The sequence below is a fragment of the Deltaproteobacteria bacterium genome (assembly GCA_016183235.1).
Classification (GTDB): Bacteria; UBA10199; UBA10199; order DSSB01; family JACPFA01; genus JACPFA01.
In genome coordinates this window covers 1-25152 of sequence record JACPFA010000009.1, presented here as the reverse complement: position 1 = coordinate 25152, position 25152 = coordinate 1, and the positions used below count along the sequence as shown (strand labels likewise).

Below are 25152 nucleotides of genomic sequence, written 5' to 3'. Positions count from 1 at the left end.
ATCTTCTTTTTTATTCTTTCCTCCTGCACCACCCCATCAACACCCCCTGACACCCTGTCCATCCCCATCCCCAGCCGCTGGAGCCAAGACCTCAACGCCCAAGCCACCCCCTGGCTAGCCGCCCAACTACGCGTTTACGAATTACCCACCCAAACCAAAGTCCACGCTACCACCATGCAGGTCGATGAAGTAAACGGCACCGTAAAAGCCAAAAGCTTCAAACTCCCCGGCGGCAAGACGTATAAATTCATCATCGAGTTTCAATATTTAACCCCAGGCCAGCCAATCGCCTTTGCCTATGCCGAAGTAGAAAAAGAAATCGGCGATGGCAACGCCGAAACCGTGACCTTCACCAGCTCAGACATTCGTTATGAAGTCGACAAACAAGACCCCAACATCAGCGCCTCCATCAGCCAAGGCATTTTGCCCGATTTAGACCCCGACAACGATGGCTGGAGCACTTACCAAGAACTCAAAGACGGCGTGAGCCCCCTCAATGGCCAAGACATCCCCAAAGTGCCAACCGTGCAAATCACCTTGAATAAAATCGGCGAAGAAATAGAAATCACCCTGCAAGGCCAAGATAATAAAAGGGTCGAGGGCCTTAAGTTAGCCGATCCTTTGTGTGGTGTAAGAAAAATGAGTGAACAAGGCTTAGGGACCAACCAAGCCAAGGTGGTTTATCGGCTCGATCTGCGAAGCATTGATGAGGGATATAATCAAAGAAATATCCAAGCCATCATATGGGACGGGGTAACGGCCAATCAAACGGGCAGCCAAGAGACTGCCCCCTTTAGCATCAAGGGTGATGAAAGCCACGTAAGCTTTGTATTTACCGAACCAGAGGAGGGGACCGAATTAGAAGGCATCACAACGTTACAGGGCATTGCCTGCGGTCGCAAAGAAATTATGAATTTTAAGATCCGGTTTAATGGGGAAGAACTCACAGGTTATGATGTAGCCATGAGCTTAGGGGATTATGGCGAGAAAAAGGTGATCATTAGCAATTTGAATACCGAATTAATTCCTGATGGGGAGGTGGAGATTCAAGGGGAGTCCATCGATGGTAGTGACATCAAGGGTCAAGGGATAGGAAAATATAAAATTACCAATAAGAGCGCGATTAAGGTGAAACAGCCAGAAGGGCGAAAGTGGATATATGGGGCACAATCTTTGAGTTTTTCGGTAGTGGGTGAGCCGTCGGCTAAGAGTTTAACAGTGGAACATAGCGGGCAAGGGGAGTTAAGTTCTTTAAGTACCACCGATGTGAATGGAACCGCCTTATTGAATGTGAAGAATGCGACAGAAGGTAGTAAGGAAAGTTTTACGATTCGGTCGTATGATGGGAATGATGTTTTATTAGCTGAACGTACGGTAACTTTTGAAGTGCGCAATAATCCTCAAATCAAGCAATTTAACAGTGAGTGGGTACAAGGGCCAACTGGCTTTGATGTAAAATTAAATTATGAAGTGTTGAATGCCAATAGTATAAGCATCGGTCAAAATGAGATTTTGTGTGGGTTAGAGGGGAGCCCAGTGAAGAATATAAAAATTTGTAAAGGGTCGGTGCAAGGTAAGCTTCAACAGGCAGGCGACAACCATTATGTGTTAACGGCAACACGTGGGGATAGCAAGAGCAGCCAAGATATTCCTGTAGAGGGGGTAGGTGCTTATTTCCCAAGATACGGAGTTGTGAGTAATAAGAATGATGAGGCACCCAACGAAATTAAATTGCCGAACAGTGGCTCTTATCGACTCAAGGCGATTCGACTGAACAAGCAATTACAAGAAGGTTCTACTGATTTTGAAAAAGAGGATAAAGATGGTGCCATCATCCCCCTCGACAAAACGCAATTACAACCCAGAACCGATTACAAAATTCGATTAGAAAAACTCACCAAGCCACAAGGCAATGTGCTGGGTACCATGGAAAAGATCGTGACCACGGGTGATAAAGATCTGGTGTTGTGGCTGCGGTTCAATGAAGATCCATCCAAAAAAGAAATTTGTGAAGGTGGTGATGCCGGAGAGTATGTTTGCGACTACAGCGGCAACAACAACCACGGTATTCCACAAGGCGACCCCGAATGGCTAGAACCCCCACAATCCGGCTTGTTAGGCGGTGCCCTGCAATTTGATGGGGTGAATAATATGATTGTTATTGAAGACAGCCCAAGTTTAATGTCTGTGTTTAATGAATTAACAATAAAAGTTTCTTTAAAACCAGAAGGGTTCGTTGAGGAAAATTTTGATGCTATCATCGACAGATCTGATGATGGAAATAGCACTTTTGCAATGAGTTTTGGTAACATGGCTAAATTGAAATGGGGGGTTAAATTGAATGAAGATTCTTATATTTTAATTGGTGATGAGAATCCGGTTGTAGCTGGTGAACGGGTAGTTTACATTGGACAATATAAAGTTGGAACATCTAGGTTATTTAGAGATGGGATTTTGGTAGCTATGGAGAATGGCCCGATGTTGCCTTTGGCAAATGGTTCGGTTACTATCCGAATCGGTTATCATGAATTTTGGAAAAAATATTTCAATGGGATTATAGATGAGTTGATCATGCTAAATAAAAATTTGTCTGATAGTGAAATCCAAAATAGTTATCAAGCTGATGAAGCTTTGTTAAATGATTAACCTAAAACTCAATTTCTTTGGTACAACCCAGAGCGCTTACATTGCAGCAGCCTGTCATGGTAAGTTGGAATTCAGTCCTTATAATGCCGCTTCTAGCAGGGGGTCGGCTATAGTGTAGACACCCTCGGTTTTTTCGACAAAACCACTATCTATCAGTCTGTTCAACATAGAATATAATTGTTTGTCCGATATTTGAGTTTGTTTTTTGATTTCTTCCCATCTTGCCCCGTCTTTTATTGATTTCATTATCTTCTTATATCTAGCCTCGGCCTTTGATGAAAATTTTACAAACTCTTCTTTTGCAAGCGTCGAACCATCTTCAATAGTTTTCCTTAAAGACTCTCTGGGAGAATATCTTAACCTGTACCATCCATATTTTGTAAGCCATCCTATTATGCCGTCTAATTTTTTTATAGCCGTTAAAATTTCTTCGTCCGTAAAATCAATCCTTGCCTGTTTTGCCCCCTCTTTTAAAAAGGTGAAACCACTTTCCTTGTTCAGCCTGGTGGTTTGGAGTTCAAACACAGCCCTTCCATAAAGCGGCGCATTTGCATTATTTTTACCGAGAAAGGTTTTTAGCATTCCTGATTCCGATCCGGATATAACAATCTTAATATTTGGGAAATTATCATAGATAAAGGCTACTGAATTATCCAGATGCAGTCTTTTTAGCAATTGAGCTTCGTCAATGACCAATACGAATTTGTGTTTATTCAGATAATCCAATCCTTTTTTCATGAAGTTTAGGGATAAGTTGACACCTTTTAATGTGAATTGATTGATTCTAAACCGCTTTAATTTATCTATTTCGTCTGAAAGTGTTTTGTAAAAATCGTCTTGTGAGGAAATATTACGACTGTCAATCCATATAAATTTTTTGCCCATGAAATTAAGAACTACTCTGATAAGGCTGGTCTTTCCTGTGCGCCTAAGTCCATAGACGGCTATTAGAGGAGTCATCTTATCCTCTATTGCCCTTTTGAGCTCTTCTTGGATTACCTCAAAATTGAAAAAGTCAGCCCTATCATCTTTGACTTGTGGATTAAAATACATATTTCCCCTCTTGTCTTGAGCTTTAACTATATAGTGTAAGTTACTTACACTATAGGTTAGTAACCGTCAAATATTTTGTTTTATCACGGTCACCATCATAGTTGGGCGAAACGGATAGAATTGCATGCAACCAGCCAATAGAATTTACACGTTTTTATGATGCAATGCGTTGCATTTATTGGGGATTTTACATCCTTCCCTATTAGAAGGGGATGCGTTAGAATATGGGTTATGAATCGGGAAGGAAATTTTTACGGATTACATCGCGTGATGGACGAGCGGCCTTGTTTGCCCCAAGTGGCCAAGTGTCTGGACCCCCGGTTGCCTATTTATAGCAATGAAATTCTCATTCAAGTTGAGAAAATTAACGTTGATTCGGCTTCTTTTCGCCAGATGAAAGAGCTGTGTGGTGAAGATCCTCATAAACTTAAAGAGCATATCCTTACCTTAGTAAAATATAAGGGTAAGTTGCATAACCCTGTAACCGAATCGGGTGGAATGTTGGCAGGAAAGGTTTTGGAAGTGGGGGCTGGGTATCGCGGGCCTCTGCAACTTAGCAAGGGTGATTTTATTGCCACGTTGGTTTCACTAACCTTGACTCCTTTGGTGTTAGAAAATATTCATTCGATCAATTTGCATACTGGCCAATTGCAAGTTCAGGGTTACGCTATTTTATTTGAATCTGGCATCGCGGCTAAAATCCCAGAGGATTTTTCAGCAAACTTGGCCGTGGCCCTCTTTGATGTGTGTGGGGCCCCTCAGTTGGTGCATCGTCATGTGCAAGCCCAAGATAAAGTTTTGGTGATGGGTGCTGGGAAATCGGGTTTGCTCTCAGCCTTTGCCGCCTTGGATAAAGTTGGCAAATCTGCTTCGGTGGTGTTGGCCGATGCCTCTTCTCGTCAGGTGCAGGTAGCGCGTGATTTAGGATTTGGCGCGGTTGAAGCTTTAGCTGATCAGCCCGTTGATTTTTTGACGCGATTACCCACGAGGGGCGGTTTTAATGTGGTCGTGAATACGACGAATAAAAGCGATACCGAGATGGCTGCTATTTTGGCTTGTAAACCTCGGGGCAAGGTTTTGTTTTTTAATATGGCCACCCAATTTGGCCGAGCGGTGTTGGGGGCCGAAGGGGTGGGTGCGGATGTCGATTTGTTGATGGGCAATGGTTATTCTCAAGGTCATGCCGAGTATGTTTTGGATTTGGTGCGTAGAAATAAGGAGCTACGCAAATATTTTGAAGGAATTTATGCTGGGGAGGAGAAGAGGTCATGAAGCTTCCGTACGTAGACAATAGTAATCCACTTTATTATCAAAAATTTCCTCTGTGGAAGGATGTGCTACGATCGCATTGGGATGATTGGAAGTGGCAGCTAAAGAATTCGGTAACCACCGTTGAGCAGTTAGAAAAAATTTTTCCTTTGAGTGAAGCCGAAAAAAAACAAATGCAGTCTACCTTTGCAAAATATAAATTTGCATCGGCCCCTTATTACTTATCGTTGATCAATCCCGATGATCCGCATTGCCCATTCCTCATGCAGGCCATTCCGACCGTGCAAGAACTTGAAGTGCAAGAAGGGGAATTTAGCGATCCTTTGAGTGAAGATGCCGACATGCCTGTGCCCAATGTGGTGCATCGTTACCCCGATCGAGTGCTTATTACCATCACCAGTATTTGTTCGATGTATTGCCGTTTTTGTACCCGGCGACGTTTTGTGATGGATAAAGAAGGGCATAAGGCCAAAAACGAAGTCGATATGATTGTCGATTATATCAGCCAACATAAAGAGATTCGCGATTGTATTATTTCAGGAGGCGATGCCTTGATGATGGGTGAAACCATGCTCGAAGAGATTTTGGCCAGGCTACGTGCCATTCCCCATGTCGAGATTTTACGCATTGCGAGCAAGATCCCCTGTGTATTCCCCATGCGCATTACCGAGAGTTTGGTGAAGATGTTGAAAAAATACCAACCCTTGTATTTTATGACGCACTTTAATCATCCTTATGAGATTACCCCCGAGGCGGCTGCGGCTTGTGCTCGTATTGTAGATCACGGTATTCCCATGATGAATCAAACGGTGTTATTGCGAGGGATTAATAGCGACCCTGTTATTATGAAAAAACTTATGACCGAATTGTTAAAGGCAAGGGTGAAACCTTATTATATTTACCAATGTGATTTGTCGGAGGGGATCAGCCATTTTCGTACCCCGATTGAAATGGGAATTGAGATTATTGAGAGTTTGCGTGGCCACACCAGTGGTTTGGCGGTACCCGAATTTGTGGTTGACGTTCCTGGTGGAGGCGGTAAGGTGCCGATAATGCCACAGTATTTGATTAGCCAATCTGATAAAAAAGTGGTAGTTCGAAATTACGAGGGATACATTACAAGTTATCCCCAGCCCGAGTTGACCGATTGTACCTGCTCAACCACAGAGGCTGTTCGTAAAACCATGGAGCCTATCAAAGAAGTAGGACTAGCAAGAATTCTCCATAACGATAGTGTTTCGATTCATCCAAAAGAGGTGCGCGGGAGATAAAGTTTAATTATGTCAAAATTGAATCTTGATCGTGATAAGATTGATCTTTGTAGAAAATTAGCCAAAGAAATCGTAAGCCCCATCCAAAAATTAATAACCGAGCATTCCACCTTCAGTGTGGAGCGGACTGTATTGCGCCTGTTGGGTGTAGACGCTGCTATGGAAGGGGCAAAAGCTACTGCGACTGAAGCCCAGCAAGGGCGCTACCCTTTGGTGAATGGGGTTATTGAAAAAATTGGGCCTGAGCGCTTGGCGCGCGGTGCTGCCTATTGGTTGGGTCGGGCGATGGTGGCCAATCCTCGCAGCACTCCTTTACAAGTTGCCCAAGGCATTGTGGAAGGAAAGATCGATTTAAATAAGTTGCCCGAAGCGGGTTTTGATCAAATCCATTCTTGTATTGAAGAAGTTGCCTTGTCTCGCCTCAATGCGATTAAAGAAAAACGTGCGACTCAAGAAAAACTTTCCAGAAAATTACGGCTCAAAAAACCACTCCTCTACGTTATTGTGGCCACGGGCAATATTTACGAAGATGTAGTGCAAGCTAAGTCAGCCGCCAAGATGGGCGCTGATATTATTGCCGTGATTCGTTCAACTGCGCAAAGTTTACTCGATTATGTTCCCACCGGGGCTACTACCGAAGGTTTTGGTGGTACTTATGCCACCCAAGAAAATTTTAAAATCATGCGCAAAGCCCTCGATGAAGTGGGGCAAGAGTTGGGCCGCTACATTGGGCTAACTAATTACTCCAGCGGGCTTTGTATGCCCGAAATTGCGGCTATGGCGGCCATGGAGGGTTTAGATTATTTGCTCAATGATGCCATGTATGGGATTTTATTTCGCGACATCAACATGAAAAGGACTTTAGTCGATCAACATTTTTCTAGGCTCATTTGTTCTTTTGCGGGCATTACCATTCAAACCGGTGAAGATAATTATCTTACCACGGCAGAATCCCACAAATTTTGGCATCAAGTTTTAACCAGCCATTTTATTAACGAAGAATTTGCTAAACAGGCTCATTTAACCGAAGATAAAATTGCCTTGGGGCACGCCTTTGAAATGGATCCGTTCATTGAAGATTCCATTTTATTTGAAATTGGGCAGGCTCAATTAGTGCGGGAAATTTTCCACCGTTCACCCATCAAATATATGCCGCCTACTAAACATAAACAAGGCGATATCTTTTTTAGCCAACTTTATGATGGGATTTTTAACTTGACCGGTGTGCTTACCAACCAAAGTATCATTTTGTTAGGCATGCCCACTGAGGCAATTCATAACCCCTTTATGCAAGATCGGTTTATCAGTTTAAAAAATGCCAGTTATATTTTTAATGGGGCCAAGAATTTAGGTAGCGAAATTAATTTTCAAGCCAATGGTAAAATCGTGCGTCGCGCCCGACACGTGTTAGATGAAACCAGTCGGTTGTTACGCAAGGTGAAGCTGCTGGGATTGATGGGTGCGATTGAACGGGGATTGTTTGCCAATATTTCTCGGGGTCGCAATAGTGGCAAAGGCCAAGAAGGTGTGTTTGAAAGGGAGTCGCGTTATTATAATCCGTTTTTTGAATTATTGAGCCCTCACGCCACGTTATCGCGGCGGCCCCGTTTTACTCCTTCGGAGCAGCGCTATGATAGGAATGCGCGTGGTAGGGGCGATGGAAGACGAGACGATCGCAGAAGAGATTATCGAAGAGAAGACCGAAGAGAAAATCAGGGCGACAACAGGCGAAGGGGTGGTGGAAATCGAGAGCAATTGTCAAGGCGGCCTTTACAAGAACCACCTAAACCTGCAGTAGAGGCGCAAAGCTCTCCTGAGCAAGAAAAGGCTAAGAAGCGTAACTTTCAACCGGTGGTTTATCGCCCGCCTCGACAAAGTGCCCCTGAATCTGAAGAAAAACCACCTGAAGTATCCGAAGAATCTTCTTCGTTGGCACCCACTGAGCCGATTATTGCTCCGCAAGAACCAACGGCCGAGGATTTTGCAACAAAGCGTAATCCCGAAGAAACCGTGCCTGATTTTTCGGAAGGCGACGGGGTTGAGGCTGAAGAAAAATAGGTGTGATGATGGAACGATTAAAATCTTGGCTGGGGTTATCGACTAAAAAACCACCCCTTACTACTTTAACTAAACCGAATTTAAGCCGGTTGAAGCCCTATGGCGATCATATCGATGATGGGGCCATGCAACTCAGCTTTACCTTGCCCGTCTCTTACAATGATAAGGCTCGTGAAGCCGCTCGGCTTTATGCAGAGAAAATGGGTTTAAAAGATGTGCACGTGGCTCATATGGAGGCGATGGAAACTCAATTTACTTTTTTTGTTGTTTATGGGTTTTCGAAACACACCCTTGATTTTTCAGCCATTCATGTGCCCAAACCCAAATATCAGATTCGTAGTTTGGGTGAAATTGATGAATTGATTGCCCAAGAGATTAAACGCAAAGTTGTGGTAGTGGGTGCAACCACGGGTTCCGATGCCCACACCGTGGGGCTCGATGCCATTATGAATATGAAGGGTTACAAGGGCGATTATGGTTTAGAGCGATATGAAGGCATTAAAGCCTATAATTTGCGTAGCCAAGTTGACAACCGAGAATTGGTGGCCAAGGCCGCGCAATTTCAAGCGGATGCTATTTTGGTATCTCAGCTCGTGACCCAACAAAATCAACATCTTAAAAATTTGAAAGAACTTGCGCAATTAGTTAAAAAAGAGCGTAATTTACGCCACCCCATCTTGGTGGCGGGGGGCCCGCGCATGGACCATGACGCGGCTAAAAAAGTTGGATTCGATGCAGGTTTTGGACCTGGCACCTTGCCCTCTGAGGTAGCAAGTTTTATTGTCGAAGAATTTTTAAAACGGCATAAGAAACATGGCTAAAGACAAGGTTGTTTATAAAGCGCGGATGAGCCAAGCCGATGCCCACTACGGTGGGGGCTTGGTCGATGGGGCGCGGATGATGCAACTCTTTGGAGAAGCAGCGACCGAGTTATTAATTCGTTTGGATGGCGACGAAGGGTTGTTTCGTGCCTATGAATCGGTAGATTTTTTAGCCCCGGTTTATGCCGGTGATTTTATCGAGGTTGAAGCAAGTCTGCTTAAGCAAGGTCATACTTCGCGAAAAATTGAATTTATGGCTTTTAAAATTATTGAAAGTTCGAAAGATCCAAAAAATCCAAGCCGTGCTAAAACCTTAAATAAACCCATTCTAGTAGCAAAGGCAGTCGGAACATGTGTGGTGAAAAAATAACATTAAAAGCCAAGCGGACAAGCCATTTTGAAGGCTGGTGCCTCTCGCGGCGACCTTCATGGCACCAGCGGGCATGGAAGCCTTCCGCGTTCCCGCCTACGGCGGGCCGCGGCTTTCCATGCCCGCTGATGCTCATGAAGGGCCCGCCGCTTCGGCAAGGCCATCAAAATAGCTTGTCCGCTTGGCTTTTAATGACAATACTTTTCTTGCTTACCTTTTTTGGGAATAAGCACAGTTGGGCGGAGGTGAGGACTTCTTTAAAATTGGGCGAAGAGATTGTTGCCGATTCCAATTTTAAAAAATTACCTAAAATAGCCGAAGAATTTAATCGTTGCCTCAAGAAAGAAACTGACACTACGCAGTGCAGCGGCTTTATTGCAAAAAATGATGACATTATTTCGGGAATAGAAGCCGTTCATCAAATTCTTCCAGAATTTGCCAAGCTCACTCGCGATTACAAACCATTTAAATGGGAAACAACTAAAGGTAAGTCATCAGGGGCGCCTGAGCAACCTTTGTATATTTTGGCAGGTTCAGGGCAAGACAAACAGGGTAACGCTGGTTATGTTTTTTATCGCTTTGTTCAACAGAACGATGAATTGAAAATCTACGGGATTTATTTTAGTACCACACCTCCAGCAATAGAAATCCCCGTGGGGCCAAAATCAGCAACCCCGCCGGTGGGGTTTTCCCAAGTGAATGGCATTATTAAAACCGATCCCAATTTTGCAAAATTGTCGGCTTTTGCCGAAAGTGTGAATCAATGTTTGAAAAAAGAAATGCCTACAGCTTGCGAACGGTTTTTGGCGAAAGACGATGAACTCATTCTTGAAATGGAGCCCGTGCGAGGTATTTTGCCTCAATTGCCCACTATCGTACGTTCATTTGGAGATATCCAGTGGGAGCAGCCGCGCGGTGCTGTTACTAAATACCCTAATCGCAATCTTTATGTGATCGTCGGTTCTACGCAGATGAAAAATGGCAAAAAGATGTACGTGCGTTACCGCATGGTCAATCAAAGTGAATTAAAACTTTACGGGATTTATTTTAGCCCCGACCCGCTAGCCAACGACATCCCAATCTTTGACCGTCAGTCTGGCAAACAAACCGAAGTTTATTAAGGTGACCACCATAGACCTTTAAGATAATTTCAAACCCTCAGTGGAAATTGTAAAAAAGTCTTTATCAAGGGTCAAGAGCGGAACCTTGTTTTCGAGCGCAGTTGCTGCAATGATAGCATCTCCTGAGCCTAAGTGAGGGTATTTGGCAAGAAGATGGGCCGCTAATTGGTAGGCCTTCAAGTTGGTTTCTAAAAAGGGGAAGGACCGAAGGGCTTTTTCATGTTCTCTGCGTTCGGTTTCTTTGCGAAAGCCACCAATAAACTCAACCCAGACTTGACCACAAAAAGCAGCCCTATTTTCGGAAATAAGAACCCACATTTTCTGCCCTAACTTGTCATTTTCTTTTCGGAAGAGACTAATCCAAACGCTGGTATCAACTAAGACCATTTATTTTTCCTACGCTGTTTTTTTATTGAACGAAAAGAATGAGAGGGGGGAGTGGTGAAAAGTTTTTTTAGGTAGGCAAGCCTTTCCTTTAAGGCTACATAATCTCGTAGCGAGGTCACAATGGCATCACTATAGCCAGCCCGGCCGGTTAGTTTTTGGGTCTTTTTTAGCAGGTCTTCTTGAATAGAGATAGTAGTACGCATTTATGCATCTTTTACCATTTTGTGATGCTAAAATCAATAAAAAATGCATAATGTGGGTAATGCCTCAGTTTTGGGTGGAGAGGGCTTAGATTGTTGAGGAAGCCATTGCTTGAAGCGGCGGGGCCCCCATGAGGGTCGCCGCGGAAAGCACGGCTGACGAAACAATCTAAGCCCTCTCCACCCAAAACTGAGGCATTACTAATGTGGAGGGTAAGCGCTTACAAAAATTATTTCAGTGCAACTAAAGCCTTTTCAATGCGGTCCATGCCTTTTTCAATGTTGGCCATACTGGTAGCGTAAGAGAGGCGGATGTAACCAGGGGCGCCAAAGCCCATGCCATCAACCACGGCAACGAGGCCTTTTTCTAAAAGGTAGGCACACAAGTCTTGATCGGTGGTCATTTTTTTACCTTCAAAGCTTTTCCCCAAATAAGCTGAGATGTTGGGGAACACATAAAAGGCGCCTTCGGGTTTTAGGCAAGTCACGCCAGGGATTTTATTAAAGCGATCCACAATATAGTTGCGGCGCTTTTTGAATTCGGTCTTCCATTCTTCTAAAAAAGCTTGGGTGCCATTGTAGGCCTCGACACAAGCCCATTGGGTAATGGAATTAATGTTGGTGGTTACTTGACCTTGCAATTTGGTAGCCGCCGAAATGATTTCTTTAGGGCCTGCCACAAACCCCATGCGCCAGCCAGTCATCGCATAAACTTTGCTAGCACCATTCACGAGAAGAGTGAGATTTTTCATTTCAGGGCTTATCGAAGCAATCGAAACATGTTGAAAACCATCATAAACTAATTTTTCATAGATTTCGTCGGAAATGCATAAGATTTTATGTTTAATTAAAACTTGGGCGAGTCCCGCCAATTCTTGCTGAGCATAGGCTGAACCGGTGGGGTTAGAAGGGGAGTTCAATACAAAGGCAACTGTTTTGGGAGTGATGGCTTTTTCAAGTTCTTGCGGGGTGATTTTAAAACCGTTTTTTTCATTCGTGGAAACAACCACCGGAGTGGCGTCGTTGAGCAGCACTTGATCGGGATAACTTACCCAATACGGTGCAGGGATAATAACTTCGTCGCCGGCTTCTAATAAAACTTGGGCAAGATTGTAGAGCGCATGTTTGCCCCCACAACTTACTAAAATTTCTTCACGGGCATATTGCAATTGGTTGTCGCGTTTTAGTTTTTGAATGATCGCGTCTTTTAGTTCGTTGATCCCACCCACGGGGGTGTATTTGGTTTTGCCTTTTTGTAATGCAGCAATAGCCGCTTGTTTAATATGTTCTGGAGTATCGAAATCGGGTTCGCCGGCACCAAAACCAATAACGTCAATGCCTTCAGCCTTCATGCTTTGTGCCTTCATGGTGATGGCGATAGTCGGAGAGGGTTTGATACGTTGTACACGTTTGGCAAGCTTCATAAGTGGATCCTTTTTATTTTTTAAGGAGCTTTTTTTCCACATTAGGAGGGACCATGTCGGTTAAAGAACCACCAAATTTAGCGATCTCTTTAATGATGGAGGAGCTAATATGGGAATAGCGGCTTTCGGTCATGATGAAAATCGTTTCAATTTCTGACCAAAGTTTTTTGTTGGCAAAAGACATTTGTAATTCGTATTCAAAATCGGCCACGGTGCGTACCCCCCGTAAAATAAGGCCAGTTTGTTGCTTTTTGGCATAATTCACCAACAGGCCTTCAAAACTGTCGACTTCTACATTGGGGTATTTCTTAAACAAATCCTTTAATAACTCGACTCTTGCTTCACAACTTAAAAGAGGGGCTTTGGAGGTGTTAATAGCAACAGCAATGGTGATTTTTTTAAAGATTTTTAAACCACGTTCAACAATATTAAGATGGCCTAAGGTAGGGGGGTCAAAGGAGCCAGGATAGATGGCATTGCTTAACATGGAATGGTTTCAAACTCCGAGAAATGAAATAATTGTTTGGCCGTACTGACGTTCATCTACTAACTTAAAACTTTCAGTCAAGTTTATTTTTTCTCGTGGGCTACGCTCAATGATGATTTGAGTCATGGGGTGGAAGATGGGGTGTCGTTGTAAGCAGGCAAGTGTTTTGTTAACCAGGCCCTTATCGTAGGGTGGGTCAATGAAAATTAAATCATAAGTTTTTTTCATTTTGTGACACATACGAATGGCGGTACATACTTCTTTTTTTAATAGATAGGCCAGGTGAGAAAAGTTGAGGCGCTTGAGATTTTCTTTTAATAAGGCAATGGCCTGAAACCCACTGTCGACAAAGGTTGCGGCTTTGGCCCCCCGGGACAAGGCCTCCATGCCCACCGACCCACTACCCGCATAAAGATCTAAAACAAAATTTCCTTCTACGGAAGGCAAAATGTTAAAGATCGCTTGGCGAACCGAAGCCCGAGCTGGGCGAATCAAGGGGCTCTTGGGCGCTTTGAGCAGGCGCCCCTTAGCAGAGCCCCCCACAATTTTTAAACTCATATATTGAAGTTAGGATAATCGGCCACCATGCCCATAGCCAAGAGCACGCCATAAATAATGGTGATAACACAACTCAAGATCGTAGCAATAAGGCCCATAATATAACCAGCCTTGGCCATGCCTTGACTTGACTGTGGGGCAAGCCCTTGTTCAATGTCTTTGAGCGCCATGCGTCCCACGATGATCGCTGGGATACCTAATAAAAAAGTACAACAGACCAAAGACAAGATACCTAAAACTAAAGCAATAACGGCTTTAGTGTTGTTTTGTTCAGGGGTAGTGGCAGAGGGTTGATTGAGTGGGCTAGTAGGTACATTAGACGGTGGTGGGGGAGGAATTTCCATTTTTTATTCTCCTTTTTAAATTTGGAAAAAGCTAAACTAAAAAATTCTAAACAAGGTGTAACCCGTACTTTAAAGTGCGATAAACGAAAACCGATAAATAACCACCTAAAAAAAAATACAGGAAAGCCCCCGAGGGTTTTTTTAAAAGTAATTCTTCAAAGCGTCGGCCTAGCAGCATCCAAAAGGCCACGATGGCATAGGCCAAAAAAACGATGGGGCCCATCGGGTTGGCTAAAAATGCCTGTTTTAAATGGCCGTGCATGATCCAGGTGAAGCTGGTGGTCATGCCACAACTGGGGCAAGGGATGTGAGTGAAATGATAAAATAAACAAGGTGGTAGACCCAATTGGCGGTGGGTGCCCAAGCCTTCTGGGGCTGGGGTAAGCAGGCTTGCTAAAAAAAGCACGGTGATAAATGAAAAGGGAACCGCAAATTTTCCTATTTTAAGGGGGCTAAGTTTCATTAACCTAGCATTCTAAATCAATTATCAAAGGTAGCAACTGAAATTTACCCAAAAGATGTGGTAGTTGACACACCCTAAGTTGTCGGGCTAAGTAGTCATCGCTGAAGGAGTTTACATGAAACATTTTAGAAGATTTTTATTAAAGGGTTTTTGGGTGCTTGTGTTGCTAAGCTTTGGCTTGCAAGTTGAAGCTAAAGTTATTTACCAACAGGGTAATAATGCGGCCAATTATGTGAAATTGATTAAAATGAAAGAAAAGGTGGCCGAAGATCGAGTATCGACGCATCCGGCAACGGTTAGCATTGAACAAATGGAGGCTTTTCTAGCCAGCCTTCGCTATAACAAGGCCATGTTGTTTCGTGAAGAAATGAAAGATAGGCGCATATTTAATGATGAAGAAGTTAAAAAGTTTGCGCCTTATTTGGTGGAGGCCCTGGCAGAAGCAGATCCTTTTGAGCAAGTTGCTTTTTCGGTTGTCACCAAACGGCCTTATTTTATCATCCGTAACGATGCCGTGAACCAAGGTTTGATGTGGGTTCATAAAAACGAGCTGCATGTTAAGTTTACCAAGTTGGCGGCAAGACTAACTGGGGATTATAAAATGCGTGGATCGGGTGACCGGATTGTACAGCAAGCTAGGGGCGTTCGGGTGTCACTCGATACCATTCAAGGGCAAAAGCTTTCTTTTGAAGATGGTTCTGAAATTATCATTGATATGAATGCAGATTGGCCAACTATTTTGGCACAAGTGCAGACCCAAGATGACGCTGAGAAGAAAACAAAAACGAGTCTCAAGATTTTTCAAAAGAACAAAGATAAGGTTGCACAAGTTGACACAACGAATCCTGTGATTACCAGCCCGAGCGCCGGTGGTTCGGTGGAGGCAAGGCTTAAAACTTTAAAAGAACTTAAAGATAAAGGTTTGATTTCTCCTCAAGATTACGAGTTGAAGAAGAAGGAAATATTGAAGAATTTATAAAAATAAAGTTGAAGATTGCCACCCCGGGTCAAGCCCGAGGCAGGCTTAAGGCTCGCAATGAATGGATGCCGGATCCCCGGATCAGGTCCGGGGCAGGCTCGTCCGGCATGACGTCATCCCGGACCCCGATCCGGGATCCATATATGACATTTTTAAGGGATTTCTAAGATTTTGGGGCAAGCGCCTAGTGCCTCTTTGCCATTTTTTTTCACATACACAATGTCTTCAATGCGCACGCCGCCAATACCATGATAATAAAGCCCTGGCTCAATGGTGACCACTTCGCCTGCTCTTAAAATATGAGACTTTTGTGAAACTCGAGGTGGCTCGTGAATATCGAGCCCGATGCCATGGCCAGTGCTGTGAAAGAAACCTTGTATGCGACCCTTGAAATTTCCAGTCTTAAATCCTTGGGCTTCAAAATTTTGCATAATACCATCGTGAATCTTTTTGCCATCTATGCCTGCTTTTACCTGGGTGATCGCTTTTTCTTGGGCATCGCGAACGGTATGCCATTGCTTTTTTAATTTTTCAGAAGCGTGGCCCTTAACTACGGTGCGGGTCATGTCGCCATGGTACCGGGTCTGAATGTGCCGAGGAAACACATCAAAAATAATGGGCAGGTTAGGATAGATGGGGCCAGAACCACGACAATGCGGGCCAACCCCCTGGTTGCCGCAAGCCACAATAGTATTTTGGGCCAGGCAACCGTTTTTTAATAAATAGATTTGAATAACATCTTTGAGCCGTTCGCTGGTTAAGGGCTTCCCTTGGTAATAAATGCGATTGCCCTTAATTTTGCTAGTGCGCAAAACTTTATAGGCTTCTTGAATGGCCAATCCCGTTAGGGTTTGGGCGCGAGCAATCGATTTTTTTTCAAAATCAGTTTTAATCATCCTGCTTTCATAAAAGGGGTCAGGCCCAAATTCGATTTTGAAACCACGCTTTTTTAAAGCAAAAGCTAAGGCGGCAGGAAATGTTTGGGGCAGCAGGAGCTTTCGAATGCGTAATTTTTTAAGGTAAAGGGCAATGAGTTCTACCAACTTAGGTTTTTGCCGATTTGATTTTGAAAATTGTTTTTCTAAAGCAGAAAGTGAAATGACTTTGTCGACTAAGGCTTCTTTTTTGCCACGGTCTAATTCAAGATCGCTTAAAAACAGCGTCTTTTTTCTGTGATGTTCTAAATAAAAGACAGGGTCTGGCACTAAAAATTGTGCGGCATAATATAAATTGCTGTCGGATTCGCTATCGGCGTAAATCAAACGCGTGGGGGAATTTTTTTTACTCATAAAGGCAAATGTATTCTCCCTCTTCTAAATCGACATATACATTTTTAATTTGGGTGTATTCTTCTAAGCAATAACGGCTTAGGTCTTTGCCATAGCCGCTTTGTTTGTAACCACCGTGGGGTGCCAAGGGAGAAAGCGTTAGATATTGATTAATCCACACTTGGCCAGCTTTAATCTTTTTGGCCATACGTAAGCCCCGTTTGATGTTTTGGGTCCATACGGCACTTGCTAAACCATAAGGTGTGTCGTTGGCGATTTGCACGGCTTCTTCTTCATTGGAAAATTTTAACACGCTTAACACCGGGCCGAAAATTTCTTCTTGGCAAAGCTTGCTTTGATTGTCGGGGACTTCAATGATCGTAGGATTGATGTAAAACCCTTGAGGATGAGGTAAAGGTTTGGGTTGGTCACCACCGCATAAAATTTTGTATTTTTGAGCTTTGGCCCATTGAATATATTCCATAATTTTTTCAAACTGAACGCGGTTTGCAATGGCGCCCATGCGGGCCTCCCAATCAAGCGGGTGGCCCACTTTTATCTTTTTAGCCCGGGTCACAAGTTTTTCTAAAAATTTGTCATAAATGGCTTCGTGTAAAAGAAGCCTCGTGCCGGCAATGCAGCATTCACCAGCATTAAAGAAGATGGCATTGAGGCTACCGCTGACGGCGTCATCAATAGAGGCGTCATCAAAAACAATGTTGGGGCTTTTGCCACCTAATTCCAAAGTAACTTTTTTTAACGTGTCACTGGCAGCTTTCTGAACCATTTTGCCAATTTTGGTTGAACCGGTAAAAGAAACTTTAGCAATATTAGGGTGGCTAGCAATGGCATTGCCCACCCTTGAACCACTCCCGGTGACAACATTAACCACACCCGCGGGTAGGTGAACTTCGTCAAAGATTTTAGTGAGCTCAAGGGTAGAAAGCGAAGTGAGTTCAGCGGGCTTGTAAACTACAGTATTACCGGCAGCCAGGGCGGGGGCTATTTTCCAGGCTGCAAAGATGATGGGAAAATTCCAAGCGGAAATGCTACCGCAAACCCCCAACGGTTCACGTAAGGTAAAATCTAGAACATTGGCGGGCACAGGTAACACGGTGCCAGTGATGCTCGTGCTTAAGTCAGCAAAGTATTCAAAGGTGTCAGCGGCTTGATGAACATCGATGAGGCTAGACTCTGTAATGGTTTTGCCACTGTCGAGGCTTTCAATTTCAGCAAACTTATCAATTTGGTCGCGCAATTTTTGCCCAATCTCGCGTAATAACCTGCCACGATTAACTGAATTTTTAACATCCGACCATTCGGGATTATCAAAGGCCGCCTTTGCTGCTGCTACGGCTAGATCAACGTCTTTTTCATTGCCATGGGGGAAGGTGCCAATAACTTCATTATCCCCTGGGCAGCGGCTTTCAGCGCGCTCTTTAGAAGCCGATTCGACAAATTCACCATTAATATACATTTGATAGTTTCGAATTTTTTGATTCATAAATAGACTCTTTGTTAAAAGACATGCCCCCTAGCAGCAGGGTCTTAAAAATCATGTGAAAAGTCAATAAGTTTAGTGGTGGGATGGTAATCCCTCAGTTTTGGGTGGAGAGTGCTTAGATTGTTTCGTCAGCCGTGCTTTTCGCGGCGACCCTAATGGGATTAGCAGGCACGGAAGCCTTCCGCGTTCCCGCCAAGCCGGGCCGCGGTTTTCCATGCCTGCTAATCCTCATTGGGGGCCCCGCCGCTTCAAGCAATGGCTTCCTCAACAATCTAAGCACTCTCCACCCAAAACTGAGGGATTACGTGTGATGGATTTTTTAAAAAAATTTGGTATAAAATAGGTTGATTTTTAATACTAATTATTATACTAAATAAGTATGCAGGCTACTACTATTAAGCTAGAAGGGCCGATACTATCGGAAATAAAAAAAATCTTACCCAAAGATAAATCTTTAACCTCTTATGTCAGAGGTGTTCTCGAGCAAGAGCTGCGTCGGCAAAAAATGTTGGAATCGGCTAATGATTACTTAAAATTTTTAGCCGATAATCCTGAAGAACAAACCTGGCTAGAAGAGTGGCAGGATTTAGATTTAGCTAAAGCTCCCCAACTTTTTAAAAGGAAAAAGTGATGGAGAGGGGGAGTGTTTATTGGGTTAATCTTGAACCATCCAATCCGCCTGAACTTGGTAAAGTGAGGCCTGCTATTGTTGTGTCGAATGCCACCCATAACTTGGCGCTACCAAGTGTAGTGGTTATTCCACTTTCTTCAAAAAAGCCTCAAATCTGGCCGCTGCGAGTTTCTGTTCGCCTATCCAATCTTAAAGAATCCTTCGCTATTATTCCCGGGATTCGGCAAGTTAGTAAAATACGTCTACAAAATTTAATCGGCTATTTATCAAAAGGTGATTTAAAGGCAGTGGATGATGCTTTGCAGACCTACCTTCGTGATTGAAAGAATTCGTTGACCATTGCTCCTTAGATTAGGTAGCCGTGGTTTCATCTTATGGCTACTCTTATTGATGGTAAAATCTTAGCGCAAAAATTTCACGAACAAATTAAAGAGCAAGTGCTGGCTTTGAAAGCTAAGCATGGTATTGAGCCGGGGCTAGCGGTTATTTTGGTGGGGGATCATCCGGCAAGCCAAGTTTATGCGCGTAATAAAATTGCGGCTTGTGAAAAAGCGGGGATTAAAAGTTTTCATCATCGTTTTCCACTCGAAACCCCAGAAGAAGAATTGTTAACCCTGCTGCAATCTTTAAATCAGGACCCCACCGTGCATGGGATTTTAGTTCAATTGCCTCTGCCTGCCCATTTGAATACGGAAAAAATCTTAGATGCCATTGACCCGCGTAAAGATGTGGATGGTTTGCACCCTGTGAATTTAGGTTTTTTGATAGCCGGTAGGCAGGGGCCAGCGCCTTGCACGCCACTGGGTGTGATGAAAATGTTAGAAAGTATTGCTTATGATTTAACCGGCAAGCAGGCGGTGATTGTGGGGCGGAGTAATATTGTGGGCAAACCCATGGGGCTTTTGTTGCTGGCTAAAAATGCCACGGTCACCTTCTGCCATAGTAAAACCAAAGATTTGCCGGTGGTCATTGGGCAGGCTGATGTGGTGGTGGCAGCCATCGGCAAGCCAAAATTTATTTTGGGGGATTGGATTAAAAAAGGTGCGGTGGTGATTGATGTGGGGATTAATCGAGTTGAAAGCAACAAATTAGTAGGCGATGTAGATTTTGAAAGTTGCAAAAAGCGTGCAAGTTTTATTACTCCGGTGCCAGGTGGCGTGGGGCCTATGACGATTGCTATGCTTCTTCATAACACCTTACAGGCGGCGATGTCATTGCGAGGAACGTAAGTGACGAAGCGATCTTGATGGAGTGATTGCACCAATTGAGATTGCTTCGCCCTTTGGGCTCGCAATGACAGCTATACTATGAAACTAACCAAGACCCCGCTTTATGATTGGCATGTAAAGGCTGGCGCGAAAATGGCGGCCTTTGCGGGCTATGCGATGCCTATTTCTTATCAAGGCGTGCTTGAAGAGCACAAGGCGGTGCGGGAGCGCTGTGGCCTATTTGATGTTTCTCATATGGGGGAATTCTTTTTGCAAGGGCCCGATGCTGTAAAAATATTGCAGCATTTATTTTGTAATGATGTGCAATCGTTAAAAGCGGGGCGGGCGCAATATACTCTTTTGCTTAATGAACAAGGCGGGGTGGTGGATGATCTTATTTATTATAGGTTGGGAGAAGACCGGTTTTTAATTTGTGTCAATGCCTCTAACGTTGAAAAAGATTTTCAATGGATGCAGCAACATTTTCCCAAGCAGAGCCAAGCTAGCTTTAAAAACGAAAGCGAAGCTTGGGCACTCTTAGCTTTGCAAGGGCCTAAGAGTGTAGAGGTTTTAAAAAAGTTAGGATCTGACTTTAATGATTTAGCAAAATCAACCGTGGCTGAAGTAAAATTAGGTGCGATCGATTGTATTTTAGCGTGCACGGGTTATACCGGTGAGAAGGGTTGTGAGATTTTTGTCAAAAATTCTAGCGCTCTTACGTTATGGCAACAATTGTTAGAGGCTGGGCGTGAATTTGGGATTGTGCCCATTGGCTTGGGGGCGCGCGATACCTTGCGCCTAGAAATGGCTTATCCACTTTATGGCCATGAGTTGAATGATCACACCACTCCCTGGGAGGCGGGCCTTGCTTGGGTGGTCAAACTCAACAAAGAAGAATTTATTGGCAAACCAGCACTGTTAGACGCAAAAGCTAAAGGGTTAAAAAAACTATTAAAAGGTTTCGTAATGATTGAGCCGGGGATCGCAAGAGAAGGTTATCGCATTTTCCTTAACAAGCAAGATTGTGGTGTGGTGACCAGTGGAACATGGTCACCTAGTTTAGAGCAAGCGGTTTTTTTGGCCTATGTAGAAAATCCTTCATTACAAGTCAGCACCGAAGTATTCGTTGACATTCGGGGAAAAATGAAGAAAGCAAAGTGTGTTTCGTTACCCTTTATTTAAGGAGGAAAAATCAAGTGAGTTATCCAGAAGAATTGTTTTACACCCAAGAACATGAGTGGCTAGGTCTTAATGGAGATATTGCAACTTTAGGGATTACTCATTATGCGCAAGAACAATTGGGAGACATTGTCTTTGTTGAATTGCCTGCGGTGGGGGCTAAGTTTCAAGCCGGCGACTCCCTTGGAGTGGTTGAGTCGACGAAATCGGTGAGTGATATTTTTATTCCTATTGCTGGGACGGTGATTGAAGTGAATGATCCTGTGGTTGAAGAACCCAGTCTCGTTAATGAAGATGCTTATGGAGAAGGATGGTTGGTAAAAATTAAAATGGATAATCCCAAAAGTGCCAGTAAATTAATGACTAGCGAACAATACCAAGCCTTTTTGGAAGAACGATCTTAACCATTATTATGGATCCCCCGATCTTTGTCGGGGGATGACATGGCATTCCTTTTAAAACTATGCGTTACATCCCCCATACTGAGCAAGACATCCGTGAGATGTGCGAGCGAATCGGCATTAAAAATCCCGACGAACTTTTTGCGGTGATCCCGGCTAACCTGAAATTAGCCAAGCCGCTTCATTTGCCGGCGCCGCTGCCCGAAGCCAAGCTGGTTAGCTATCTCAAAAAATTAAGCCGAACCAATGAAACCGTGGATAGTTTTGATTCTTTTCTAGGGGCAGGCGCCTATCATCACTATGTCCCTGTGGTTATCTCTGCTTTAACAAGTCGAGGAGAATTTTTAACCGCTTACACGCCTTATCAGCCCGAACTTTCCCAGGGAACCTTGCAGGCTTTATTTGAATTTCAAACCATGATTGCTTCGCTATTGGGCATGGAAGTTGCTAATGCCAGCCAATATGATGGGGCAAGCAGCTTGGCGGAGGCCTTGTTGATGGCCCTGCGGGTTCGTAAACGCAAAAAAATTATTATCAGCGAAGGCATTCATCCAGAATATTTGCAGGTTGTAAAAACCTACTTGGGCAACATGGATGTAGAGTGGGTGAAGTTACCTATTAATGAACAGGGAAGAGTCGATCGATATCAGCTGGAAAAATTAATTGATGATCACACAGCAGCCGTCTGTGTTCAAAGCCCCAATTTTTTTGGTGTGATTGAAGATCAACCGGCTTTGATTGAGATAGCTCATCGCAAGCTTGCCCTTTATATTTCTTGTTTTACCGAAAGCTTGGCCTTTGGGTTGTTGCAGCCGGCAGGTCTCATGGGGGCCGATATCGTTTGTGGAGAGGGGATGAGTTTGGGTAATTATTTAAATTTAGGTGGGCCGCATTTAGGTTTATTTACGACCAGGCAAGAATTTGTGCGACAAATGCCAGGGCGGCTGGTGGGTGAAACAGTAGACACGCAAGGTAAGCGGGGTTTTGTTTTGACCCTCTCAACGCGTGAACAACATATTCGTCGACAAAAGGCCACCAGCAATATTTGCACCAATCAGGGGTTATGCGCCCTAGCCGCCACTATTTATCTAGCTTTGCTGGGGCCAGGTGGAATTAAAAAAGTCGCTGAAATGAATTATCAGCATGCTCATTATCTTTATCAAGGGTTAACGGCTCTTTCTGGCGTAAAGCCTAAATTTTCTGGGCCGGTTTTTAATGAGTTTGTACTCGAGTTGAACAAACCGGTAAGTGAATTTTTAGATTATTGTCAGCGGCAAGAAATTTTTGCTGGAGTTGACATGGCACCTTTGAATAATAAGTTGAAAAATTGCTTTTTAGTGTGTGCAACTGAGATGAATACCAAAGAGCAGATAGATCAATATATTGAAGTAGCTAAAGAATTTTTGGGTTAAGGAATTTAAATGGTATTTGAAGAGTCATTATTATTTGAAAAATCTTCGCCTGGGCGAGAAGGTTTTTCGCTCATTGAAGAAGATCTTCCACAAAAAATCCCATTGCATGGTTTAGAGTCGCAACTCATCCGTAACGAAAGCCCCTTATTACCCGAAGTCAGCGAACCCATGGTGGTGCGGCATTTCACGCGGCTTTCGCAGTGGAATTTTTCAATCGATACGGGTTTTTACCCCTTGGGTTCTTGCACCATGAAATACAATCCGCGGGTCAATGAAGAAGTGGCGAGGATGAGCGGTTTTTTGAAAATTCACCCTTATCAACCCTCGGAAACCCTGCAAGGGGCTCTGCAATTGATGTACGAGTTAGAACAATACTTAGCAGAGATTAGCGGCATGGATGCCGTGACCTTGCAACCCGCAGCGGGTGCGCAAGGGGAGTTTACGGGTTTAAAATTAATCCGAGCCTATCACCAGGCTAAAGGTAATCCTCGTAAAAAAGTTTTAATACCCGATACGGCCCATGGCACCAATCCGGCCAGTTCGAGTTTGTGTGGTTATGAAGTGGTTGAAATCAAAAGCAGCCGTAAAGGAATTTTGGCCGCGGAAGACGTCGCCCGTTTGATGAACGAAGAAGTCGCTGCGATTATGATTACCAACCCCAACACCTTAGGACTGTTTGAAGAAAATATAGGTGCTATTGCCGAAATAGTTCATAGCAAAGGGGGTTTTGTTTATTGTGATGGTGCCAATCAAAATGCGCTCGTGGGGCAGGCTAGGGTGGGGGATATGGGGGTGGATGTTTTGCATTTTAATTTACATAAAACTTTTACCACTCCCCATGGTGGGGGTGGGCCGGGTTCAGGCCCAGTAGCTGTAAAAAATGACCTGGCACCTTTTTTGCCGGTACCGAGAGTTGTTAAAAAAGGTAAGGTTTATACCGTTGAGTATCATGCCGGTGAGTCCATCGGCCGCGTCAAAAGTTTTTTTGGTAATTTTGGAATGTTGGTTCGAGCTTATACTTATATTCGAGAAATGGGTTTTGAAGGCTTAAAACTTTTGAGCCAAATGGCGGTGCTCAATGCCAACTACCTTCGCCAAGCCTTGCGCGAAGATTTTTTTCTCCCCTACGATAGTGTGTGTATGCACGAATGCGTATTTACCGATAAGTGGCAAAATGAACAAGGGGTGAAGACTTTGGATATTGCAAAACGTTTGATGGATTATGGGTTTCACCCTCCCACGGTTTATTTTCCTTTGGTGGTGGCTGGTAGCCTTATGGTCGAACCTACCGAAACAGAAAGTAAAGAAACCCTCGATTGTTTTATCGCGGCTATGAAGGCCATTGCGCAAGAGGCCAAAACTGCACCCGAGCAACTCACTTCAGCTCCAAAACTCACGGCCTTGCGTCGTTTAGACGAAGTCAAAGCTGTTCGAGAGCTTAAATTGGTGTGGAAACCCTCATCTTGACGCGCCGTGTCTTGACGAGACCTGTTGTTGTACATTACACATTCTTTGTTTCCTTTTAACCTTTAATGAATTTTCGAGGGAAGCTTGCCACCATCCGTTGAAGGTATTCCTTTAACTTTGCCGCAGTTTATCATTTCAACTTCAGCGGCTAAGGCCCGTGCCCTCGGCGACGTACCCGGGGTGCACATTGCCACGGCCACCGAGCAGGTACTAGCCGGTGATTTAGAAGCCGGCATTGGCGAACTAACCAAAGCTCAAGGTAACCCCGAAGCCGATCGCTTACGCAATCAATGGGAGCGCTTACGCCTAAACCGCCAAGGCCTCGTGGTCTTGGGAGTGGCTCAAGATATCGCTCGCGTGTTGGCCGGGGCTGAAACCTTCGACGCCGTTCCTCATCAACCCACTTGGCAAAAATTAGAACAAGCTATCTCGTCTGGTAAAAGCTTTTCACAAGCCTATTCAAATCTCTCTGATGAAGAAAAAACGCACATTGCTAAAAGCTTGGGTGGTCACGGTTTCTTAACCCAACTCTGTCAAATCGCTTCCGCCAGTCATCTAGAAATCTTAAGCCAACAACTTTTGGCTTTAGCTTCGAGCTATAACTTGAGCGAAGGCCACGAAGCCGGTGCCT

General features: G+C 44.1%; 26 protein-coding genes. 16 read left to right on the top strand and 10 right to left on the bottom strand.

The features are described from left to right. A partial coding sequence (locus HYU97_01605; GenBank protein ID MBI2335446.1) for a hypothetical protein occupies positions 1–2646 on the top strand: 2646 nt, incomplete at its 5' end. 78 nt (positions 2647–2724) lie between these two features. On the opposite strand, the gene HYU97_01600 is transcribed toward HYU97_01605, so the two are convergent. Beyond that, the gene (locus HYU97_01600; protein ID MBI2335445.1) at positions 2725–3699 is read right to left on the bottom strand and encodes an ATP-binding protein; all 975 of its coding nucleotides are present in this window, start codon (positions 3697–3699) and stop codon (positions 2725–2727) included. A 231-nt stretch (positions 3700–3930) separates the two neighbouring features. On the opposite strand from HYU97_01600, the gene HYU97_01595 reads away from it, so the two are divergent. The 6 genes from HYU97_01595 (at position 3931) to HYU97_01570 (ending at position 10609) form a co-directional block, all read left to right on the top strand. Further along, positions 3931–4971, top strand: coding sequence for an L-erythro-3,5-diaminohexanoate dehydrogenase (locus HYU97_01595; GenBank protein ID MBI2335444.1), 1041 nt, complete (start codon positions 3931–3933; stop codon positions 4969–4971). Next, on the top strand, positions 4968–6239 hold the full coding sequence (gene ablA / locus HYU97_01590; protein MBI2335443.1) for a lysine 2,3-aminomutase: 1272 nt from the start codon (positions 4968–4970) through the stop codon (positions 6237–6239). Before HYU97_01595 ends, ablA begins: the two co-directional genes overlap by 4 nt. 6 nt (positions 6240–6245) lie before the next feature. Continuing rightward, entirely contained in the window at positions 6246–8297 is a 2052-nt protein-coding gene (locus HYU97_01585; GenBank protein MBI2335442.1) for a D-lysine 5,6-aminomutase subunit alpha, read from the top strand. Between the two features lie 8 nt (positions 8298–8305). After that, the gene (locus HYU97_01580) at positions 8306–9118 is read left to right on the top strand and encodes a cobalamin B12-binding domain-containing protein (protein ID MBI2335441.1); all 813 of its coding nucleotides are present in this window, start codon (positions 8306–8308) and stop codon (positions 9116–9118) included. After that, complete coding sequence (locus HYU97_01575) at positions 9111–9488, top strand: 3-aminobutyryl-CoA ammonia lyase (protein MBI2335440.1); 378 nt, start codon at positions 9111–9113, stop codon at positions 9486–9488. Before HYU97_01580 ends, HYU97_01575 begins: the two co-directional genes overlap by 8 nt. 245 nt (positions 9489–9733) lie before the next feature. After that, positions 9734–10609: a hypothetical protein gene (locus HYU97_01570; GenBank protein ID MBI2335439.1), complete on the top strand. Its 876-nt coding sequence runs from the start codon at positions 9734–9736 to the stop codon at positions 10607–10609. An 18-nt stretch (positions 10610–10627) separates the two neighbouring features. Here the strand turns inward: HYU97_01570 and HYU97_01565 are convergent, their stop codons facing one another. The 7 genes from HYU97_01565 to HYU97_01535 all read right to left on the bottom strand — a co-directional run bounded on the left by HYU97_01565 (position 10628) and on the right by HYU97_01535 (position 14472). Continuing rightward, positions 10628–10996, bottom strand: coding sequence for a PIN domain-containing protein (locus tag HYU97_01565; protein MBI2335438.1), 369 nt, complete (start codon positions 10994–10996; stop codon positions 10628–10630). Next, complete coding sequence (locus HYU97_01560; protein ID MBI2335437.1) at positions 10987–11199, bottom strand: type II toxin-antitoxin system VapB family antitoxin; 213 nt, start codon at positions 11197–11199, stop codon at positions 10987–10989. Before HYU97_01560 ends, HYU97_01565 begins: the two co-directional genes overlap by 10 nt. Positions 11200–11426: 227 nt before the next feature. Further along, the gene (locus tag HYU97_01555; GenBank protein MBI2335436.1) at positions 11427–12620 is read right to left on the bottom strand and encodes a pyridoxal phosphate-dependent aminotransferase; all 1194 of its coding nucleotides are present in this window, start codon (positions 12618–12620) and stop codon (positions 11427–11429) included. 13 nt (positions 12621–12633) lie between these two features. Further along, positions 12634–13107, bottom strand: coding sequence for a pantetheine-phosphate adenylyltransferase (coaD, locus tag HYU97_01550; protein MBI2335435.1), 474 nt, complete (start codon positions 13105–13107; stop codon positions 12634–12636). 9 nt (positions 13108–13116) lie between these two features. Further along, positions 13117–13665 (bottom strand): 16S rRNA (guanine(966)-N(2))-methyltransferase RsmD, encoded by a 549-nt coding sequence (gene rsmD / locus HYU97_01545; GenBank protein ID MBI2335434.1) that lies wholly within the window; start codon positions 13663–13665, stop codon positions 13117–13119. After that, positions 13662–14009 (bottom strand): DUF4190 domain-containing protein, encoded by a 348-nt coding sequence (locus tag HYU97_01540; GenBank protein ID MBI2335433.1) that lies wholly within the window; start codon positions 14007–14009, stop codon positions 13662–13664. The genes rsmD and HYU97_01540 overlap by 4 nt, the downstream gene beginning before the upstream one ends. A 46-nt stretch (positions 14010–14055) precedes the next feature. Further along, the gene (locus HYU97_01535; GenBank protein ID MBI2335432.1) at positions 14056–14472 is read right to left on the bottom strand and encodes a DUF2752 domain-containing protein; all 417 of its coding nucleotides are present in this window, start codon (positions 14470–14472) and stop codon (positions 14056–14058) included. A gap of 115 nt (positions 14473–14587) precedes the next feature. On the opposite strand from HYU97_01535, the gene HYU97_01530 reads away from it, so the two are divergent. Beyond that, positions 14588–15451: an SHOCT domain-containing protein gene (locus tag HYU97_01530; protein MBI2335431.1), complete on the top strand. Its 864-nt coding sequence runs from the start codon at positions 14588–14590 to the stop codon at positions 15449–15451. Between the two features lie 152 nt (positions 15452–15603). Here HYU97_01530 and HYU97_01525 read toward each other — a convergent pair whose 3' ends face one another. Together HYU97_01525 and HYU97_01520 are read right to left on the bottom strand one after the other, a co-directional pair. Continuing rightward, on the bottom strand, positions 15604–16740 hold the full coding sequence (locus HYU97_01525; GenBank protein MBI2335430.1) for an aminopeptidase P family protein: 1137 nt from the start codon (positions 16738–16740) through the stop codon (positions 15604–15606). Next, the gene (locus HYU97_01520; GenBank protein ID MBI2335429.1) at positions 16733–18223 is read right to left on the bottom strand and encodes an aldehyde dehydrogenase; all 1491 of its coding nucleotides are present in this window, start codon (positions 18221–18223) and stop codon (positions 16733–16735) included. The genes HYU97_01525 and HYU97_01520 overlap by 8 nt, the downstream gene beginning before the upstream one ends. Positions 18224–18602: 379 nt before the next feature. Between HYU97_01520 and HYU97_01515 the strand changes: the two genes are divergently transcribed. The 8 genes from HYU97_01515 to HYU97_01480 form a co-directional block, all read left to right on the top strand. Beyond that, positions 18603–18854, top strand: coding sequence for a hypothetical protein (locus HYU97_01515; GenBank protein MBI2335428.1), 252 nt, complete (start codon positions 18603–18605; stop codon positions 18852–18854). After that, positions 18854–19177 carry a type II toxin-antitoxin system PemK/MazF family toxin gene (locus HYU97_01510; GenBank protein ID MBI2335427.1) on the top strand — a complete coding sequence of 108 codons (324 nt, stop codon included), beginning with the start codon at positions 18854–18856 and terminating at the stop codon, positions 19175–19177. Before HYU97_01515 ends, HYU97_01510 begins: the two co-directional genes overlap by 1 nt. Positions 19178–19228: 51 nt before the next feature. Continuing rightward, positions 19229–20083, top strand: a complete 855-nt coding sequence (gene folD, locus HYU97_01505; protein ID MBI2335426.1) for a bifunctional methylenetetrahydrofolate dehydrogenase/methenyltetrahydrofolate cyclohydrolase FolD — start codon at positions 19229–19231, stop codon at positions 20081–20083. A 78-nt stretch (positions 20084–20161) separates the two neighbouring features. Then, positions 20162–21244 carry a glycine cleavage system aminomethyltransferase GcvT gene (gcvT, locus tag HYU97_01500; GenBank protein ID MBI2335425.1) on the top strand — a complete coding sequence of 361 codons (1083 nt, stop codon included), beginning with the start codon at positions 20162–20164 and terminating at the stop codon, positions 21242–21244. Between the two features lie 14 nt (positions 21245–21258). Further along, a complete protein-coding gene (gcvH, locus tag HYU97_01495; protein ID MBI2335424.1) occupies positions 21259–21645 on the top strand; it encodes a glycine cleavage system protein GcvH in 387 nt (128 codons plus the stop codon). A gap of 59 nt (positions 21646–21704) precedes the next feature. After that, positions 21705–23054, top strand: coding sequence for an aminomethyl-transferring glycine dehydrogenase subunit GcvPA (gene gcvPA, locus HYU97_01490; GenBank protein MBI2335423.1), 1350 nt, complete (start codon positions 21705–21707; stop codon positions 23052–23054). Positions 23055–23063: 9 nt separating this feature from the next. Continuing rightward, the gene (gene gcvPB, locus HYU97_01485) at positions 23064–24521 is read left to right on the top strand and encodes an aminomethyl-transferring glycine dehydrogenase subunit GcvPB (protein ID MBI2335422.1); all 1458 of its coding nucleotides are present in this window, start codon (positions 23064–23066) and stop codon (positions 24519–24521) included. A gap of 84 nt (positions 24522–24605) precedes the next feature. Then, on the top strand, positions 24606–25152 hold a 547-nt coding region (locus HYU97_01480), incomplete at its 3' end, for a hypothetical protein (protein MBI2335421.1).